General features: G+C 61.6%; 16 protein-coding genes. All 16 read left to right on the top strand.

From position 1 onward, the window contains the following. Nucleotides 1-54 precede the first annotated feature (54 nt). The 16 genes from pyrH to carB all read left to right on the top strand — a co-directional run bounded on the left by pyrH (nt 55) and on the right by carB (nt 18191). Entirely contained in the window at nt 55-765 is a 711-nt protein-coding gene (gene pyrH / locus DT070_RS18575) for a UMP kinase (RefSeq protein ID WP_036838012.1), read from the top strand. A 64-nt stretch (nt 766-829) separates the two neighbouring features. Further along, a complete protein-coding gene (frr, locus tag DT070_RS18570; protein ID WP_122956739.1) occupies nt 830-1390 on the top strand; it encodes a ribosome recycling factor in 561 nt (186 codons plus the stop codon). 26 nt (nt 1391-1416) lie between these two features. Further along, nucleotides 1417-2157 (top strand): polyprenyl diphosphate synthase, encoded by a 741-nt coding sequence (gene uppS / locus DT070_RS18565; RefSeq protein ID WP_122956738.1) that lies wholly within the window; start codon nt 1417-1419, stop codon nt 2155-2157. Continuing rightward, nucleotides 2157-3017 (top strand): phosphatidate cytidylyltransferase, encoded by an 861-nt coding sequence (locus DT070_RS18560; protein WP_122956737.1) that lies wholly within the window; start codon nt 2157-2159, stop codon nt 3015-3017. The genes uppS and DT070_RS18560 overlap by 1 nt, the downstream gene beginning before the upstream one ends. Before the next feature lie 8 nt (nt 3018-3025). Continuing rightward, the gene (ispC, locus tag DT070_RS18555) at nt 3026-4213 is read left to right on the top strand and encodes a 1-deoxy-D-xylulose-5-phosphate reductoisomerase (protein ID WP_122956736.1); all 1188 of its coding nucleotides are present in this window, start codon (nt 3026-3028) and stop codon (nt 4211-4213) included. 1 nt (nt 4214) lies between these two features. Then, nucleotides 4215-5591: an RIP metalloprotease RseP gene (rseP, locus tag DT070_RS18550; RefSeq protein WP_122956735.1), complete on the top strand. Its 1377-nt coding sequence runs from the start codon at nt 4215-4217 to the stop codon at nt 5589-5591. 13 nt (nt 5592-5604) lie between these two features. After that, nucleotides 5605-7902, top strand: coding sequence for an outer membrane protein assembly factor BamA (bamA, locus tag DT070_RS18545; protein ID WP_122956734.1), 2298 nt, complete (start codon nt 5605-5607; stop codon nt 7900-7902). Beyond that, on the top strand, nt 7902-8408 hold the full coding sequence (locus DT070_RS18540) for an OmpH family outer membrane protein (RefSeq protein ID WP_122956733.1): 507 nt from the start codon (nt 7902-7904) through the stop codon (nt 8406-8408). Before bamA ends, DT070_RS18540 begins: the two co-directional genes overlap by 1 nt. 48 nt (nt 8409-8456) lie before the next feature. Further along, the gene (gene lpxD, locus DT070_RS18535) at nt 8457-9521 is read left to right on the top strand and encodes a UDP-3-O-(3-hydroxymyristoyl)glucosamine N-acyltransferase (protein ID WP_122956732.1); all 1065 of its coding nucleotides are present in this window, start codon (nt 8457-8459) and stop codon (nt 9519-9521) included. Then, the gene (fabZ, locus tag DT070_RS18530; protein WP_122956731.1) at nt 9518-9958 is read left to right on the top strand and encodes a 3-hydroxyacyl-ACP dehydratase FabZ; all 441 of its coding nucleotides are present in this window, start codon (nt 9518-9520) and stop codon (nt 9956-9958) included. Before lpxD ends, fabZ begins: the two co-directional genes overlap by 4 nt. A gap of 31 nt (nt 9959-9989) precedes the next feature. Then, the gene (gene lpxA, locus DT070_RS18525) at nt 9990-10802 is read left to right on the top strand and encodes an acyl-ACP--UDP-N-acetylglucosamine O-acyltransferase (RefSeq protein ID WP_122956730.1); all 813 of its coding nucleotides are present in this window, start codon (nt 9990-9992) and stop codon (nt 10800-10802) included. A gap of 96 nt (nt 10803-10898) precedes the next feature. Continuing rightward, a complete protein-coding gene (lpxB, locus tag DT070_RS18520) occupies nt 10899-12029 on the top strand; it encodes a lipid-A-disaccharide synthase (protein WP_122956729.1) in 1131 nt (376 codons plus the stop codon). Beyond that, the gene (gene rnhB, locus DT070_RS18515) at nt 12001-12618 is read left to right on the top strand and encodes a ribonuclease HII (protein ID WP_122956728.1); all 618 of its coding nucleotides are present in this window, start codon (nt 12001-12003) and stop codon (nt 12616-12618) included. The genes lpxB and rnhB overlap by 29 nt, the downstream gene beginning before the upstream one ends. Further along, complete coding sequence (locus DT070_RS18510) at nt 12615-13406, top strand: RNA methyltransferase (protein ID WP_122956727.1); 792 nt, start codon at nt 12615-12617, stop codon at nt 13404-13406. The genes rnhB and DT070_RS18510 overlap by 4 nt, the downstream gene beginning before the upstream one ends. A 356-nt stretch (nt 13407-13762) precedes the next feature. Further along, the gene (gene carA / locus DT070_RS18505) at nt 13763-14968 is read left to right on the top strand and encodes a glutamine-hydrolyzing carbamoyl-phosphate synthase small subunit (RefSeq protein WP_122956726.1); all 1206 of its coding nucleotides are present in this window, start codon (nt 13763-13765) and stop codon (nt 14966-14968) included. Further along, complete coding sequence (gene carB / locus DT070_RS18500; protein WP_122956725.1) at nt 14961-18191, top strand: carbamoyl-phosphate synthase large subunit; 3231 nt, start codon at nt 14961-14963, stop codon at nt 18189-18191. Before carA ends, carB begins: the two co-directional genes overlap by 8 nt. Nucleotides 18192-18199: the final 8 nt, after the last annotated feature.

Raw genomic sequence — 18199 nt, 5'->3', positions numbered from 1 at the left:
CCAGCCGGAAGGCCGCTAAACTCCAGTTCACTCCAACCACAGAAAGCCCCTCACATGCCAGCCTACAAGCGAATCTTGTTAAAACTGTCAGGTGAGGCCTTGATGGGGGACGATGCCTTCGGCATCAACCGCGCCACCATCGTGCGCATGGTGGAAGAAATCGCCGAAGTCACCCGCATGGGTGTCGAAGTGGCCGTGGTGATTGGCGGCGGCAATATCTTTCGCGGGGTGGCGGGCGGCTCGGTCGGCATGGACCGCGCCACCGCCGACTACATGGGCATGCTGGCAACCGTGATGAACGCCCTCGCACTGGGCGACACCATGGACAAGGCCGGCCTGATCGCCCGCGTGATGTCCGCGATCGGCATCGAGCGCGTCGTCGAGCCCTATGTACGACCCAAGGCCCTGCAGTACCTCGAAGAGGGCAAAGTCGTCATTTTTGCAGCCGGCACCGGCAACCCCTTCTTCACCACCGACACCGCCGCCGCACTGCGCGGCGCGGAGATCGGCGCTGAAATCGTCCTGAAGGCCACCAAGGTCGACGGCGTTTACACCGCGGACCCGAAGAAGGACCCGAAGGCAACGCGCTACACCAACATCACCTTTGATGAAGCGATGGGTAAAAACCTCGAGGTCATGGATGCCACCGCTTTTGCGCTTTGCCGTGACCAGAAGCTGCCCATCAAGGTGTTCAGTATTTTCAAACACGGTGCACTCAAGCGCGTCGTGCAGGGTGAGGACGAAGGAACCCTGGTTCACGTTTGACCGCCGCCCACATAAGGCCTGTCCGAGGCTTGTTTTTTTGCCATAAAAATCCGGAGATTCGACCATGAGCATTGTTGACGTCAAGCAGCTGGCAGAGCAAAAAATGCTGCAGTCCATCGACTCGTTCAAGAACGGCCTGACCAAGATCCGCACCGGCCGCGCCAACCCCGGCCTGCTCGACACCGTGCATGTCGACTACTACGGCTCCATGGTGCCGATCAGCCAGGTGGCCAATGTGTCGCTGCTCGACGCACGCACCATCAGTGTCTCGCCCTGGGAAAAGGGCATGGGCGCCAAAATCGAAAAAGCGATTCGCGATTCCGACCTCGGTCTGAATCCCGCGGCGCAAGGCGACCTGATCCGCGTCCCGATGCCGGCCATGACCGAAGAGCGCCGAAAGGAGCTCACCAAGGTCGTGCGGGCGGAAGGTGAGCACGCCAAGGTGGCGATCCGCAACTTGCGCCGGGATGCCAACGACGGCATCAAAAAGCTGGTCAAGGACAAGCTCGCTTCCGAGGACGATGAACGCCGCTCGCAGGACGACATCCAGAAGTTCACGGACCGTTTCATTGCCGAAGTCGACAAACTGGTCGCCGGCAAGGAACAAGACATCATGGCGGTTTGACGCCTCGCCGTCTGGCCTGATTCACCATGGCCACCCACCATCCCGCCGTTCCACACCACGTCGCCATCGTCATGGATGGCAACGGGCGCTGGGCGACCAAACGATTTTTGCCCCGCATCGCGGGCCACAAACAGGGTGTCGATTCCCTGAGCCGCTGTGTCCGGGCCTGCCTGGAGCGCGGCATCGGTGTGCTTACGGTGTTTGCTTTTTCGTCGGAGAACTGGAACCGGCCTTCCGAAGAGGTGTCCGGCCTGATGGAGCTGCTGGCCCTTTCCCTGGCCAAAGAGGTGCCCAGCCTGAACGAAAACGGCGTGCAACTGCACTTCATCGGGGACCGCGAGCGGTTGTTCGAGAAAGTCCGGGCCGGGCTGGCCAAGGCTGAACTCGACACCTCGGCCAACAGCCGGCTGGTTTTTAACGTGTGCTTCAACTATGGCGGCCGCTGGGACATTGCCCAGGCCGCACAAAAGCTCGCCGGCCGCGGCGAGGCCATCACCGAGTTGTCGCTGGACCGCGCGATGGCACTGGCGCACGTGCCCGACCCGGATCTGCTGATCCGCACCGGCGGCGAGTTGCGCATCAGCAATTTTTTGCTTTGGCAGGCCGCGTATTCAGAGCTGCATTTTTCTGACAAGCTCTGGCCCGAATTTGACGAAGCCGCGCTGGATGAGGCAATCGCCGTTTTCCGCACCCGCGAGCGGCGTTTTGGCAAAACCTCCGCCCAGGTCAGCCGTGACGGCAACAACGACAACATAAAGGCTGCCTGATGCTTAAACAGCGCGTTATCACGGCGATCGTTCTGCTCGCCATTTTGCTGCCCGCACTTTTCTATCAAACACCCCAGCCTTTTTGCGCTGTGGCGCTGCTGCTGATTGCCGCGGGGGCCTGGGAGTGGGGCCGCCTCAATGGTTATGGGCAAGGCGTGTCCGTGGGGCTCGGCCTCGTGTGTGTGATTGCCTGTGCGCTGTCCTGGTATGGCGGCCTGCTGGCGCAACCCTTGCCCTTGCTGTGGGCCGTAGCCGGGGCTGCGTGGGTTTTGGCCGGCGGCTGGCTGCTGCGCAGCGGCGTCGCCGGCTGGCCCCGTATTCCCAAAGCGCTGCGGCTTGCCGGTGGGATGGTGGCCTTGTGGCTTGCCTGGCTGGCGGTCGCGCAGGCGCGTGTCGTCGGCATCAATTTCCTGCTCTCCGTGCTGCTGCTGGTCTGGGTCGCGGACATCTTTGCCTACTTTGCCGGACGCACCTTTGGCGGGCGCTTCAGCAAAGGCAAACTGGCGCCCTCGATCAGTCCGGGTAAAAGCTGGGAAGGTGTCTGGGGCGGCATGGCCGGTGTGGTGGCGCTGTCGCTCGCCTGGGTTTATGCGGGTGCGGCTTCGGGCGGCGCGGGTTTCTGGCGTGAGCCGACGCTTTACAGCCGGCTGGCAGAACACCACGGCATCGTGGTGATGCTGCTGGCGGTTGTTTTCCTGGCGGCCATGAGTGTCGTCGGCGACCTGGTCGAGTCCCTGATCAAGCGCAGCGCGGGCGTGAAAGACTCCAGCGGCTTGTTGCCCGGGCACGGCGGCGTGCTGGACCGTGTCGATGCCCTCTTGCCCACACTGCCGCTGGCGATGATGCTGGTCACTCTTTAGGCACCCGAATGTCGTTTCAAAAACAGCGGATTACGGTTCTGGGGTCCACGGGCTCCGTGGGCGTCAACACGCTCGACGTGATTGCCCGCCATCCCGAGCGTTTCGAGGTATTTGCGCTCAGTGCGGCGACGCAAGTCGACCTGATTCTGGCGCAGTGTGCCCAGTTCAAGCCGCAATATGCCGTGATGGCCAGCGCGCCCCATGCCCGTCAGCTGGCTGAGAAAATCAAGGCAAATCGGCTCCCAGTCCAAGTGTTGTCTACACCTGATGCTCTCGAAATGATAGCGTCGCATGAGTTGGTCGATACGGTCATGGCCGCCATTGTGGGGGCGGCAGGGCTGGCGCCGTGCATGGCTGCGGCCAGGGCCGGCAAGCGCTTGCTGCTGGCCAACAAGGAAGCGCTGGTGGTGGGCGGCGAGGTTTTCATGCAGGCGGTCCGGGCCGGCGGCGCCAAGTTGCTGCCCATAGACAGCGAGCACTCGGCCATCTTCCAGTCGCTGCCTGAAGACGCCGCGACCTGGGGCCAGCGCGTCGAAAAAATCATCCTGACCGCCTCCGGCGGGCCGTTCCGCACCCGCGACGCAGCCAGCTTGCGCCATGTGACGCCCGATGAGGCCTGCGCTCATCCGAACTGGGTGATGGGCCGCAAGATCTCGGTCGACTCGGCCACCATGATGAACAAGGGCCTGGAGGTTATCGAGGCGAAGTACCTGTTTGGCCTGACGCCCGAACAAATCGAGGTGGTGATCCACCCCCAGAGCATCATTCACTCCATGGTCCAGTACCGCGACACCTCGGTGGTGGCGCAGCTGGGAACGCCCGACATGCGTGTTCCCATCGCCTATGGCCTGGCCTGGCCTGACCGGGTGACGTCGGGCGCCAAAGCGCTGGATTTCAGGTCGCTGGCGACCATGACGTTTGAAGCGCCGGACGACGAGCGCTTTCCGGGGCTGCCGCTGGCCTGGCAGGTCCTGAACGGCCCTGCCGGCAGCACGGCGGTGCTGAACGCCGCCAACGAGGTCGCCGTGGCAGCCTTCCTGGACAAGCGGATCCGGTTTGACCACATCCATCATGTAAATCACGCAACTTTGGAGGCCATTCAGGTCTCTGAGGCAAGTGATATCGAAGGCTTGCTCGCGCTGGACGGGCAGGCCCGCCGTGTCGCCGTTCAAATTGCCGGACAACTGGAGGCATGACATGTTGACGCTGGTTTCTTTTGTCGTAACGCTGGGCATCCTGATTGCGGTGCACGAGTACGGCCACTACCGCGTGGCCGTGGCCTGCGGCATCAAGGTCCTGAAGTTCTCCATCGGATTCGGCAAGCCCCTCTACACCTGGAAGCTCAAAAACAAGTCCACGGAGTTCTCCATCGGCATGCTGCCCCTGGGTGGCTACGTCAAGATGCTTGACGAGCGCGAGGCCCCGGTCGACCCGGCCGAGCGCCACCTGGCCTTCAACACCCAGCCGCTCAAATCCCGGGCGGCCGTGGTCGCGGCCGGGCCCGCCGCCAATCTTCTGCTGGCGGTGCTGCTTTACGCCCTCGTGAACTGGATCGGCCTGCAGGAGCCCAAGGCTATCCTGGCCAGCCCTGTCGCCGGCTCCCTGGCTGAAAAAGCGGGCCTGCGCGGCCATGAAACGATTGAGAAAGCTGCGCTTGACGGCGACGAGCTCCAGGCTGTGCGTTCCTTTGAGGATTTGCGCTGGCGGCTGACCCAGGGCGGCCTGGACGGGCGTGACGTCATGCTGGTTGTGGGCGAGGGCGCCGCAAATCCCGGCCAAACGCTACGGCTGGCGCTCAGCACGCTGGGCGCATCGGAAGCCGATGCCCAGCTGTTTCGCAAAATAGGCATTCTCGGCCCCTGGACACGTCCCGTGATCGGCGAGGTGATGGCCGCAGGCGCAGCCGAAAAGGCCGGCTTGCGCGCCGGTGATGAAGTGCTTCGGGTTGGTGACGTTGCCATCGTGGATGGGCAGCAGTTGCGTGAGGTCATCCGTACTTCGCTGCGCCAGCCTGGTGGCGGCGCGGCGCCTGTTGCGCCGCAGAGCTGGCAAGTTGTACGTGGTGGCCAGACGCTGGTGCTGCAGGTGACTCCCGAAATCAAGTCTGTCAATGGAACTATGAGCCCCCGCATCGACGCCTATGTGGGCGCCCCGCCCGAATTCGTGACAGTGCGCTATGGCTTTCTTGACGGCTTGTGGCAGGGCGCCGTCCGCACCTGGCAGGTGTCCGTTCTCACCCTTCGGATGATGGGGAAAATGATCATCGGCGAGGCCTCGCTCAAGAACCTCAGCGGCCCGCTCACAATCGCGGATTACGCCGGCAAATCCGCCAGCCTTGGATGGAGCTCTTACCTGCTGTTCCTGGCCCTCATCAGCGTGAGCCTTGGCGTGCTGAATTTACTCCCGCTGCCGGTTCTGGACGGTGGGCACCTGATGTATTATCTTTGGGAGGCGATCACCGGCCGGGGCGTGTCAGACGCCTGGATGGACCGGTTGCAGCGCGGTGGCGTTGCGATCCTGCTGGGCATGATGTGCGTTGCCCTGTTTAACGATGTCACCCGGCTTTTGGGCTAACTCCATACATTTCATGCAAAAACAAATAAATCGTTTCAAAGTTCGTGCAGTTTGCGCCATCGCCGCCGGTCTTTTTGCCGCCAGTTCCGCTTGGGCTGTCGACCCGTTCACCGTCCGTGATATCCGGGTTGAAGGCCTTCAGCGCGTAGAGCCGGGCACCATTTTCGCGTCGCTTCCCTTTCGTGTCGGCGAAACCTACAACGACGACAAAGGTGCAACGGCCATTCGGGCCTTGTTTGGCCTGGGCCTGTTCAAGGACGTGAGGCTTGAAGTCAGTGGCGATGTGCTGGTGGTGATCGTGGAAGAACGTCCCACCGTTGCCGATGTGGACTTCGTCGGCACCAAGGAATTCGATAAAGAGGCGCTCAAGAAGGCGCTTCGCGAAGCCGGCATCGCAGACGGCCAGCCCTTTGACAAGGCGCTTGCCGACAAGGCCGAGCAGGAGCTCAAGCGCCAGTACATCAACAAGAGCCTGTACGGCGTCGAGGTGATTACCACCGTGACCCCGATTGAGCGCAATCGCGTGAACCTGACTTTCAGCGTGGTCGAAGGCGACGTTGCAAAAATCAAGGAAATCCACATCACCGGCAACAAGGCATTCAGCGAGTCGACGCTGCTCGGGCTGTTTGACCTTGACACCGGCGGCTGGCTCAGCTGGTACACCAAGTCCGACCGTTATTCGCGCACCAAGCTCAACGCAGACATTGAAACCTTGCGCTCCTACTATCTTTCACGCGGGTACCTGGAATTCAAGATTGACTCCACCCAGGTTGCGATTTCGCCGGACAAGCAAAGTATTGCCATCACGGTGAACGTTTCCGAGGGGGAGCGTTTCGTGGTGTCGGGCGTCAAGCTTGAGGGCAACTACCTGAGCAAGGAAGAAGAGTTCAAGACGCTGGTGAAAATTGAGCCGGGTGAGCCCTACAACGCGGACCATGTGGCCGAAACCACCAAGGCGTTTACCGACTACTTTGGCACGTTTGGATTCGCCTTTGCGCGCGTCGAAGCAGTGCCGGAGATTGACCGCACCAACAACCGCGTTTCTTTTGTGCTTCAGGCCGACCCGTCCCGCCGGGCCTATGTCCGCCGCGTCAACATTGCGGGCAACAACCGTACGCGTGATGAAGTCGTTCGCCGCGAGTTCCGCCAGTTCGAGTCTTCCTGGTATGACGGCGACAAGATTCGCCTTTCGCGCGATCGTGTCGACCGCCTTGGATTCTTTACCGACGTGAATATGGATACCCAGGAAGTTACCGGCACGACCGATCAGGTTGATGTGACGGTGAATGTGGTTGAGAAGCCCACCGGCAACCTGCAACTGGGTGCGGGTTATTCCAGTGCGGACAGCGTCTCCCTGTTGTTCGGTATCAAGCAGGAAAACGTTTTCGGTTCCGGCAATTACCTCGGGATTGAACTCAATACCAGCAAGTCGAACCGGCAGGTTGTGTTGAGCACGATCGATCCTTACTTCACAGCCGACGGCATTTCACGCACGATTGATGTGTATGACCGCACGGCCAAGCCGCTTTCCGGCCAGGGCGGCGATTATTCCCTGAAAACCCGCGGTGCGAGTATCCGCTTCGGTGTCCCTTTCACCGAGAACGACACGGTTTATTTTGGCAGCGGCTATGAGCAGCTCACCATTGTTCCCGGCACCAACCTGCCGGTCAGCTACCAAACCTACGCCAACCAGTTCGGCAACAAAAGCGACTCCATTCCCCTGACAGTGGGTTGGTCGCGCGACAGCCGGGACAGCGCGCTGGTCCCCACCGCCGGCCGCTACCAGCGCCTGTATGGCGACTGGGGTGTGGCGGGCGACATCAAGTTTGTGCGTGCCAATTACCAGATTCAGCAGTACATCCCCCTCAACAAGCAGTTCACCATCGCCCTGAATGGCGAGTTCGGTTGGGGCAAGGGCCTGAATGGGCAGCCCTACCCGCTGTTCAAGAATTACTATTCAGGCGGCCTGGGGTCGGTGCGCGGGTTTGAGCAGGGATCGCTGGGCCCACGTGACGCCTCTGATCTGGCGACGGGTGGCCCGAAGAAAGTGACCTTGAACGCAGAGCTCGTTGCACCATTCCCGGGCGCAGGAAATGACAGAACGTTGCGTATGTTTGGTTTTGTCGATATGGGCAACGTTTTCGGCGAAAAGGAAAGCTACAGCTTTACCGATATGCGGGTGTCCACCGGTGTAGGTATAAGCTGGATTTCTCCGGTGGGGCCATTGCGCATTGCCATTGCGACGCCCCTGCGCAAAAAGCCTGGCGATAGAATAGAGCGGTTGCAATTCCAAATTGGTACATCTTTCTAATGAAGCATCTTTCAAGCAAAATTTTCCTGGGTCTTGTTGTCGCGCTGGCGGGTTTTTCCGCGAGTGCGCAAGAGTTCAAGGTCGGGGTCGTGAATCTGGACCGGATTTTCCGCGAAGCCAATTCGGCCAAGGCAGCCCAGACCAAACTGGAGCAGGAATTCAGCAAGCGCGAGAAAGAGCTCAATGACCTCGCCAACCAGCTGAAAACGCTGTCCGACAAATTCGAGCGTGAAGCGCCCACGCTTCCGGAGACACAGCGTGTTTCGCGCCAAAAGCAGCTGGTAGACCAGGACCGGGATTTCCAGCGCAAGCGCCGCGAGTTCCAGGAAGACCTGAACAACCGTAAAAACGAAGAACTCCAGCAGGTGATCGAGCGCGCCAATAAAGTGGTGAAAACGCTGGCAGAAACCGAAAAGTACGACCTGATCCTTCAAGAGTCGGTATACGTCAACCCCAAGCATGACATCACCGACAAGGTGATCAAGGCGCTGAACGCTTCCCGTTGATCGCGGGGTGTTCACGACGATCACCATCGTGAAAACGGCAGGCGCAGTGTGACACTCCGTCTTGCCGATATCGCCCGGTTTCTCACCGGCGCAGTCAACGCCGAACTCATCGGCGATTCCGGCCTTGAGATAGAGCGGCTCTCCACCCTCGAGGCCGCGGGTCCCCAGGACCTCAGCTTTCTCAGCAATCCCAAATACCAGTCCAAGCTCGCTCAATCCGCAGCGGCCTGCGTCATCGTTGCGCCCGCCGCCCGTGAGGCTGCAATCAGCCGGGGCGCTTGCATCGTGGTGGATGACCCTTACCATGCATTCGCGCTGGTCACCCAGTTCTGGAAGCGGCGGCAATTTCCTGAGGCTGCGCCGTACATCCATCCCAGCGCGTTTGTCGACCCCGGCGCTACATTGGCGCCCGCCGTGTCCGTGGGCGCTTTTGCGTGCATCGGGGAGGGCGCCATCATTGGAGAAGGCGCGCGCATCGCGGAGCATTGCGTGGTGGGCCGGCATGCGCAGGTTGGGGCCGGCACCCGGCTGTCTGCGCGGGTCACCGTGGCCGACGGTTGCCGGATCGGAGAGCGCTGCATTGTCCATCCGGGGGCGGTGATTGGCGCCGACGGCTTTGGTTTCGCGCCTCACCAGGGGCAGTGGGTCAAGATCGAGCAATTGGGCGGCGTGCAGATCGGCAACGATGTGGAAATCGGCGCTAACACCTGTATTGACCGCGGTGCGTTGCAAGACACGGTGCTGGAAGACGGCGTCAAGCTGGATAACCTTGTTCAGATCGGGCATAACGTTCGCGTCGGCAAGCACACCGCCATGGCCGGCTGCGCCGGCGTTGCGGGCAGCGCCACGATAGGGGCGCACTGCACGGTGGGCGGCGGCGCGATTGTGCTGGGCCATCTGACACTCGCCGACGGCGTTCATGTATCGGCTGCGTCCGTGGTGACGCGGTCGATTCTGAAGCCTGGAAACTACACCGGGCTCTTTCCCATAGACGACAATGCTGTCTGGGAGAAAAATGCCGCGACGCTCAAACAGCTTCACACCTTTCGCGAGCGCCTCAGGCAGGCTGAAAAAGCCCTTCTGCATTCAGGACACATTCAAGAAAAATCATGATGGACATCCACCAAATTCTCAAGCAGCTGCCGCATCGTTATCCCATCTTGCTGGTGGACCGTGTGCTCGAAATCGAAAAAGGCAAAAGCATCAAGGCGCTTAAAAATGTCACGATCAACGAGCCGTTTTTCATGGGCCATTTCCCCCACCATCCAGTGATGCCCGGCGTGCTGATGCTTGAAGCCATGGCGCAAGCTGCTGCCTTGCTCGCGTTTGAGACGCTGGGCGTGACGCCCGACGACAAGACGGTTTATTACTTCGCCGGTATTGACGGCGCGCGCTTCAAGCGGCCGGTCGAGCCGGGTGATCAACTGATCATGGACGTGACGCTGGACCGCATGAAGGCCGGCATTTTCAAGTTCAAGGGCGTTACCCGTGTCGGCGACACGATTGCCTGCGAGGCCGAGTTGATGTGCACCATGCGCACGATCGCGTGAACCGGCTTGTGAGCTTCAAGGCGATCGCGACATGACTGCACCCCTTACCGCGCCGGGCATCCACGCCACGGCCCTCGTGGACCCGCAAGCCCAGCTTCATGAGTCGGTGAGCGTCGGGCCTTACACGGTCATCGGCCCCCACGTGAAGATCGGCGCCGGCACCACCGTAGGCGCGCACTGCGTGATCGAAGGCCACACGACCATAGGCCGGGACAACCGGATTTTCCAGTTCAACTCGCTGGGGGCGATTCCGCAAGACAAGAAGTATGCGGGTGAGCCTTGCGAGCTGCTCATTGGCGACCGCAACACGATTCGCGAGTTTTGCACCTTCAACATCGGCTCGCCCGGGGACGCCGGTGTGACCCGCGTCGGCGATGACAACTGGATCATGGCCTATGTACATCTGGCGCATGACTGCGTGGTGGGCAACCACACCATTTTTGCCAACAACACCCAACTGGGCGGGCATGTGCATGTGGACGACTGGGTGATCCTGGGCGGCTTTACCGTCGCACACCAGTTTGTGAAAATCGGCGCCCACAGTTTTACCGCCATGTGTTCACTGCTGTTTGCCGACTTGCCGCCTTTTGTGATGGCGCAAGGCCAGCCGGCCGAGGCCCGGTCCATGAATTTCGAAGGCCTGCGGCGGCGCGGTTTCTCTCCCGACCGCATTTCAGCCGTCAAGGCCATGCACAAGGCCTTGTACCGTGACGACCTGACCCTCGAGCAGTCCCGGATACGAATTGCCGAACTGACTGAAAAGCACCCGGAAGCCGCACCCGACGTGCAGATGATGCTCTCCTTTCTGGAGCAAACCTCGCCGCAGCGCGGCATTGTCCGGTAAGGCCTTATGTCTCTTCAGACCAGCCCTCTGCCAGCCCGTAGAGAGGCTGACGACCCCAAGGCAGGGGTGCCGGCTACTCGTGCACCGAATGTTGCCATGGTGGCGGGCGAAACCTCAGGCGATTTGCTGGCGGGTTTGCTGCTGGATGGCTTCAAGGCGCGCTGGCCGGCATTGACCTCCGGCGGCATCGGCGGCTCACAGATGGCAGCACGCGGGTTTGACGCCTGGTGGCCCAGCGAAAAACTGGCGGTGCGAGGTTATGTCGAGGTGCTGCGCCACTACCGTGAGATCGTCGGTATACGCGAGCAGCTCAAGCAGCGCTTGCTTGCCCAGCGGCCCGACATCTTCGTCGGCGTGGATGCCCCCGATTTCAATCTCGACCTGGAAGCCGCGCTCAAGGCGCAGGGCATCAAAACGGTCCATTTTGTGAGCCCGGCCATCTGGGCCTGGCGTGCCGACCGCGTCGAGAAAATCAAACGCAGCGTGGACCACGTGCTGTGCATTTTCCCGTTTGAGCCCGCCTTGCTGGCGGCCCACGGCATTGCCGCCACGTATGTCGGGCACCCGCTGGCCAATGTCATCCCTGTGCAGCCAGACCGCGCTGCAGCACGGAAAAAACTGGGTTTGAGGGATGAAGACGATGTGATCGCGATTTTGCCGGGCAGCCGTAAATCGGAAATCCAGTACCTCGCTTTGAGGTTCTTTCAGGCTGCAGCCCTTATCCTGCATGCACAACCCGCTATCAAATTCATAGTTCCCGCGATTCCCGCACTCAAAAGCATGATTGAGCGGATGGCCGCAGAGGCAGGCATGCAGGGGCGCCTGCAGATCATGGATGGCCAGTCGCACACCGCCCTGGCAGCCTGTGACGCCACCCTGATCGCCAGCGGCACGGCCACCCTGGAGGCCGCGCTTTTCAAGCGTCCCATGGTGATCGCCTACAACATGAACTGGCTGTCCTGGCAGATCATGCGGCGCAAGAAGCTGCAGCCCTGGGTGGGCCTGCCCAATATCCTGTGCCGGGATTTTGTGGTGCCCGAACTGCTGCAGGATGCGGCTACGCCCGCGGCGCTGGCGGCGGCTACTCTGCAATGGATAGAGGCAAAATCATCGGCACCTGCCAAAATAGCGGCCGTGGAACAACGATTTGCCGCGCTGCACGCAGAGCTGCAGCGGGATACTTCAACCTTAGCAACCGATGCGATCCAGCAAATTCTTGAAAGCTGAACAAACCGCACTGTCCTGGGACATCCCGGGCCTGGTGGCGGGTGTTGACGAAGCGGGCCGGGGGCCGCTCATGGGCCCCGTGGTGGCCGCCGCCGTCATTCTGGACGAACTCAATCCCATCAAAGGCCTGGCCGACTCCAAGAAGCTGACGGCCTTGCGCCGTGAAAGGCTGTACGACGAAATCCGCGCCAAGGCGCTGTGCTGCTCCATCGCCATGGCAACGGTCGAAGAAATCGACAGCATCAACATCCTGCAGGCCACCATGCTGGCCATGAAGCGCGCGGTGGAAGGCCTGCGCCTGAAGCCCAACAAGGTGCTGGTGGACGGCAACCGCCTGCCGACGCTGGTCATCCTGTCGGAGGCCATTGTGGGCGGCGACGCGCTGGTGCCGTCGATTTCGGCAGCGTCCATCCTGGCCAAAGTCCACCGTGACCGCTGGTGCGCCGAATTTCACCTTGAATACCCGCAGTACGGCTTTGCCGACCACAAGGGCTATGGCACGGCCGAACACCTGGCCGCCTTGCGGGAGCACGGCGCCTGCCCGCAGCACCGCAAATCGTTTGCGCCGGTGGCAGAGGTTCTGCGGTGAGTTTTGCCGGCGCCGGGCCTTCCGCCGCAGTCACCCACATCACCTCACGCGACAACCCACTCGTCAAGGAGCTGCGCAAGCTCTCGCAAGACAGCACGGCCTACCGCAAGCAAGGGCGCGTCTGGCTGGAGGGCGATCACCTCTGCCGCGCTGCGCTGGCACGTGGCCTGAAACCCGCCCTCGCCGTGTTTTCCGAGTCTTTTTGGCCTCTAGCCCAGGCTGAGTATGGACAGTCTGCTATCAAAACCATAGTAATCGCCGATACGTTGCTGCCTGAAATCAGCGGCCTTGAGTCGCCTGCGCGCATGGGTTTTGTGCTGGATTTGCCGGCGGCGCGCAGCCTGCAGCCCGGCGCGGCTTCGGTGATCCTCGACCGGGTGCAGGACGCCGGCAACGTCGGCTCCATCCTGCGCAGCGCAGCGGCCTTCGGTTTTGCCCAGGTCATTGCCCTGAAGGGCTCTGCTGCGCTCTGGTCTCCCAAGGTTCTGCGGGCCGGCATGGGCGCCCATTTCGCCCTGCAACTGGTCGAAGGCGTCGAGCCCGAGGCGCTTGCCTCGCTGGCGGTTCCCATCGTGGTCACCAGCTCGCACCAGGGTGGTTTCTTGCACCAGCAAAAGCTGCCCATGCCCTGCGCCTGGGCCATGGGACACGAAGGGCAGGGCGTCAGCGACGACCTGATGGCCCGGGCAGCCCTCAAGGTCCGTATCGACCAGCCGGGCGGCGAGGAGTCGCTCAACGTGGCAGCCGCAGCCGCGATCTGCCTTTACGCAAGCTCACTGAATTCTTAAGCCCAGCATGAGCCGCGGAACCGGCTTTGCCGGGCCGCAGGCGGGCGGCCCCCTCGGGGGGCAGGGAGCTACACGAAGTGAGCGACCGTGGGGGCCATCCAGTCTGAGCCGCGGAACTGGCTTTGCCAGGCCGCAGGCGGGCGGCCCCCTCGGGGGGCAGGGAGCTACACGAAGTGAGCGACCGTGGGGGCCACATCCTCGAGCTATAATCAGGGGCTTTTCAAAACACAGCTTCGCCCGAGCGCAGACAAAGCAAACACCCTCACAAAAGCAGCCAACTAAGGCAGCCAGCAAGAGTCTCACCGAGACGTTTCTTGTGCACGCTTGGGCGAACCGTAACCAACCCGGAGAACCCAGTGCTTTTGTCTCTACAGGGAAAATCAGGAAGAACCCCTCACGCCATCCTGGCGCTCGCAGACGGCACGGTCTTTATCGGCAACTCCATCGGGGCCGCAGGCTCCACAGTCGGCGAGGTGGTGTTCAACACCGCCATGACCGGCTACCAGGAAATCCTCACGGATCCGAGCTACTGCCAGCAGATCGTCACCCTCACGTACCCGCATATCGGCAACTACGGCATCAACGCCGAAGACGTCGAAGCTGAAAAAGTCCACGCCGCCGGCCTGATCATCAAGGATCTGCCGCTGCTGGCCTCGAACTTCCGCATGTCCATGACCTTGTCCGAATACCTGGTCAAGGAAAACACCGTCGCCATCGCCGGCATCGATACGCGCCAGCTCACACGCCACCTGCGCACCAAGGGTGCCCAGAACGGCTGCATCATGGCTTTGCCTGCAGGCGAAGAAATGAGCCAGCCCGCGATCGAAAAAGCCGTTGCGGCCGCCCGCGGCGCGCCCAGCATGGCTGGCCTGGATTTGGCCAAGGTCGTCTCCGTCAAGCAAACTTACGAGTGGACGCAGACCGAATGGAAACTGGGCGCCGGTTATGGCGTTCAGATTACCCCGAAGTTCCACGTCGTGGCCTTCGACTTCGGCGTGAAGAAAAACATCCTGCGCATGATGGCCGAGCGCGGCGCGCGCATCACGGTGGTGCCGGCGCAAACGCCTGCGGCCGACGTGCTCAAGCTCAAACCCGACGGCATTTTCCTGGCCAACGGCCCAGGTGACCCTGAGCCATGCGACTACGCGATCACCGCAGTGCGCGAGCTGATTGAAACCGGCATCCCGACCTTCGGCATCTGCCTGGGCCACCAGATCATGGCGCTGGCCAGCGGTGCGAAGACTTTCAAGATGAAGTTCGGCCACCACGGCGCCAACCATCCGGTCAAAGACCTGACCAATGACGACAAATACGGCGGCCGCGTCAGCATCACCAGCCAGAACCACGGTTTTGCGGTCGATGAAAAAAGCCTGCCCGCCAACCTGCGGCCCACGCACATCAGCCTGTTTGACGGCACGCTGCAGGGCCTGGCCCGCACCGACAAGCCGGCGTTCTGCTTCCAGGGTCATCCGGAGGCCTCGCCAGGCCCGCACGATATTTCATACTTGTTTGACCGTTTCACCGCGCTGATGGAACAGGCTGGGGAGAAGAAGAATGCCTAAGCGCACAGACATTAAAAGCGTCCTCATCATCGGCGCCGGCCCCATCATCATCGGCCAGGCCTGCGAGTTTGATTATTCCGGCGTACAGGCCTGCAAGGCTTTGCGCGAAGAGGGCTACAAGGTCATCCTGATCAACAGCAACCCTGCGACGATCATGACCGACCCGGCCACCGCCGACGTTACCTATATCGAGCCCATCACCTGGCAGACGGTTGAAAAAATCATCGCCAAGGAGCGTCCCGACGCCATCCTGCCGACCATGGGTGGACAAACCGCGCTGAACTGCGCGCTCGACCTCTGGCACAACGGTGTGCTTGACAAGTACAAGGTCGAGCTGATCGGCGCCAAGCCCGAAGCCATCGACAAAGCCGAGGACCGCCTGAAGTTCAAGGACGCGATGACCAAGATCGGATTGGGCTCAGCCCGCTCCGGCATTGCGCACAGCATGGACGAAGCGTGGGCTGTCCAGAAGACGGTCGGTTTCCCGACTGTGATCCGCCCCAGCTTCACCCTGGGCGGCACCGGCGGCGGTATCGCCTACAACTCCGAAGAGTTTGAAGTCATCTGCAAGCGCGGCCTCGAAGCCTCGCCCACCAACGAGCTGCTGATCGAAGAGTCGCTGCTCGGCTGGAAAGAGTACGAGATGGAAGTGGTGCGCGACACCGCCGACAACTGCATCATCGTCTGCTCGATCGAAAACCTGGACCCGATGGGCGTGCACACCGGTGACTCCATCACCGTGGCGCCGGCCCAGACGCTGACCGACAAGGAATACCAGATCCTGCGCAACGCCTCGCTGGCCGTGCTGCGCGAGATCGGTGTGGACACCGGCGGCTCCAACGTGCAGTTCTCCATCAACCCGGTCGACGGCCGCATGGTGGTGATCGAGATGAACCCGCGCGTTTCGCGTTCTTCGGCGCTGGCCTCCAAGGCCACGGGCTTTCCGATCGCCAAGGTCGCGGCCAAGCTGGCGGTCGGCTACACGCTGGACGAGCTGCGTAACGAAATAACGGGCGGCGCAACGCCCGCGAGCTTCGAGCCCAGCATCGATTACGTCGTCACCAAGATCCCGCGCTTTGCGTTCGAGAAATTTCCGGCCGCCGATTCGCGCCTGACCACCCAGATGAAATCGGTGGGCGAGGTGATGGCCATGGGCCGCACTTTCCAGGAGTCCTTCCAGAAAGCGCTGCGCGGCCTGGAAGTCGGCGTCGACGGCATGAACGAGAAGACGCAAGACCGCGAAGTGCTCGAGAAAGAACTCGGCGCGCCTGGCCCTGACCGTATCTGGTACGTGGGTGATGCGTTCGCCCAGGGCATGAGCGTCGACGAAGTGTTTGCGCTCACCAAGATCGATCCGTGGTTCCTTGTGCAGATCGAGCAGATCGTCAAGATCGAGCTTGAGCTCGAAACCACCTCGCTCGACAGGATCGATGCCGTCACGCTGCGCGCGCTGAAGCAAAAAGGCTTCTCCGACCGCCGCCTGGCCAAGCAGCTCAAGACCACCGACACGGCCATCCGCGAGAAACGCCGCGCGCTGGGCGTGCGCCCGGTCTACAAGCGCGTCGACACCTGCGCTGCCGAGTTCGCGACCAACACCGCCTACATGTATTCGACCTACGAGGCCGAAGGCAGCGAGTGCGAAGCCGCACCGACTGACAAGAAAAAAATCATGGTGCTGGGCGGCGGGCCCAACCGCATCGGGCAGGGCATCGAGTTTGACTATTGCTGCGTGCACGCGGCGCTGGCCATGCGCGAAGACGGCTATGAAACCATCATGGTCAACTGCAACCCCGAAACGGTTTCGACCGACTACGACACCTCTGACCGCCTGTACTTCGAGCCGCTGACGCTCGAAGACGTGCTTGAAATTGTCGACAAGGAAAAACCGTTGGGCGTGATCGTCCAGTACGGCGGCCAGACGCCTTTGAAGCTGGCGCTGGACCTTGAAGCCAACGGCGTGCCCATCATCGGCACCTCGCCCGACATGATCGACGCGGCCGAAGACCGCGAGCGCTTCCAGAAGCTGCTGCACGAGCTGAAGCTGCGCCAGCCGCCCAACGCCACGGCGCGCACCGAGCCCGAAGCGCTCGAAAAAGCTGCAGCGCTCGGCTACCCATTGGTCGTGCGCCCCAGCTATGTGCTGGGCGGCCGTGCCATGGAGATCGTGCACGAGCAGCGCGACCTTGAGCGTTACATGCGCGAGGCCGTCAAGGTCAGCCATGACTCGCCCGTGCTGCTGGACCGCTTCCTCAACGACGCCATCGAGTGCGATGTCGACTGCCTGCGCGATCCGGAAGGCCGTACCTTTATCGGCGGCGTGATGGAGCACATCGAACAAGCCGGCGTGCACAGCGGCGACTCGGCATGCTCGTTGCCACCATACTCGCTGAGCGCGGAAACTGTCACCGAAATCAAGCGCCAGACGGCAGCCATGGCTGAAGCGCTGACGGTGGTCGGCCTCATGAACGTGCAGTTCGCCATCCAGAACATCGACGGCAAGGACGTGATCTACGTGCTGGAAGTCAACCCGCGCGCCTCGCGCACCGTGCCTTTTGTGAGCAAGGCCACCGGCATCCAGCTGGCCAAAGTGGCGGCGCGCTGCATGGTCGGCCAGTCGCTGGCTTCGCAAGGCATCAAGGACGAAGTCACGCCGCCTTACTTCAGCGTCAAGGAAGCGGTGTTCCCGTTTGTGAAATTCCCGGGTGTGGACACGATTCTCGGCCCCGAGATGAAATCCACCGGCGAAGTCATGGGCGTGGGCAAGACCTTCGGCGAGGCTTTTGTGAAGTCGCAACTCGGTGCGGGCACCAAACTGCCGACGTCGGGCAAGGTCTTCCTCACCGTCAAGAACAACGACAAGCCACGTGCCGTGGAAGTCGCGCGCAAGCTGGCGGCCCTGAAGTTTGAAATCGTGGCCACCAAGGGTACCGCGGCGGCCATCCAGGCGGCAGGTATCACTTGCGCCGTGGTCAACAAGGTCACCGAGGGCCGGCCTCACGTGGTGGACATGATCAAGAACGACGAGATCGCGCTGGTCATCAACACCGTGGAAGAGCGGCGCAACGCCATCACCGATTCGCGGCAGATTCGCACCTCTGCACTGCTGGCCCGCGTGACGACTTACACCACCATCGCGGGCGCCGAAGCCGCGGTGGAAGGCATGAAGTACCTGGACAACCTGAATGTCTATTCAGTACAGGAACTGCATGCCCAGCTGGCTTGATAGTCGGG

The organism is Polaromonas sp. SP1 (assembly GCF_003711205.1).
Classification (GTDB): domain Bacteria; phylum Pseudomonadota; class Gammaproteobacteria; order Burkholderiales; family Burkholderiaceae_C; genus Polaromonas.
The sequence above is the reverse complement of the archived record's forward strand: the minus strand, read 5'-3'. Positions and strand labels throughout refer to the sequence as shown.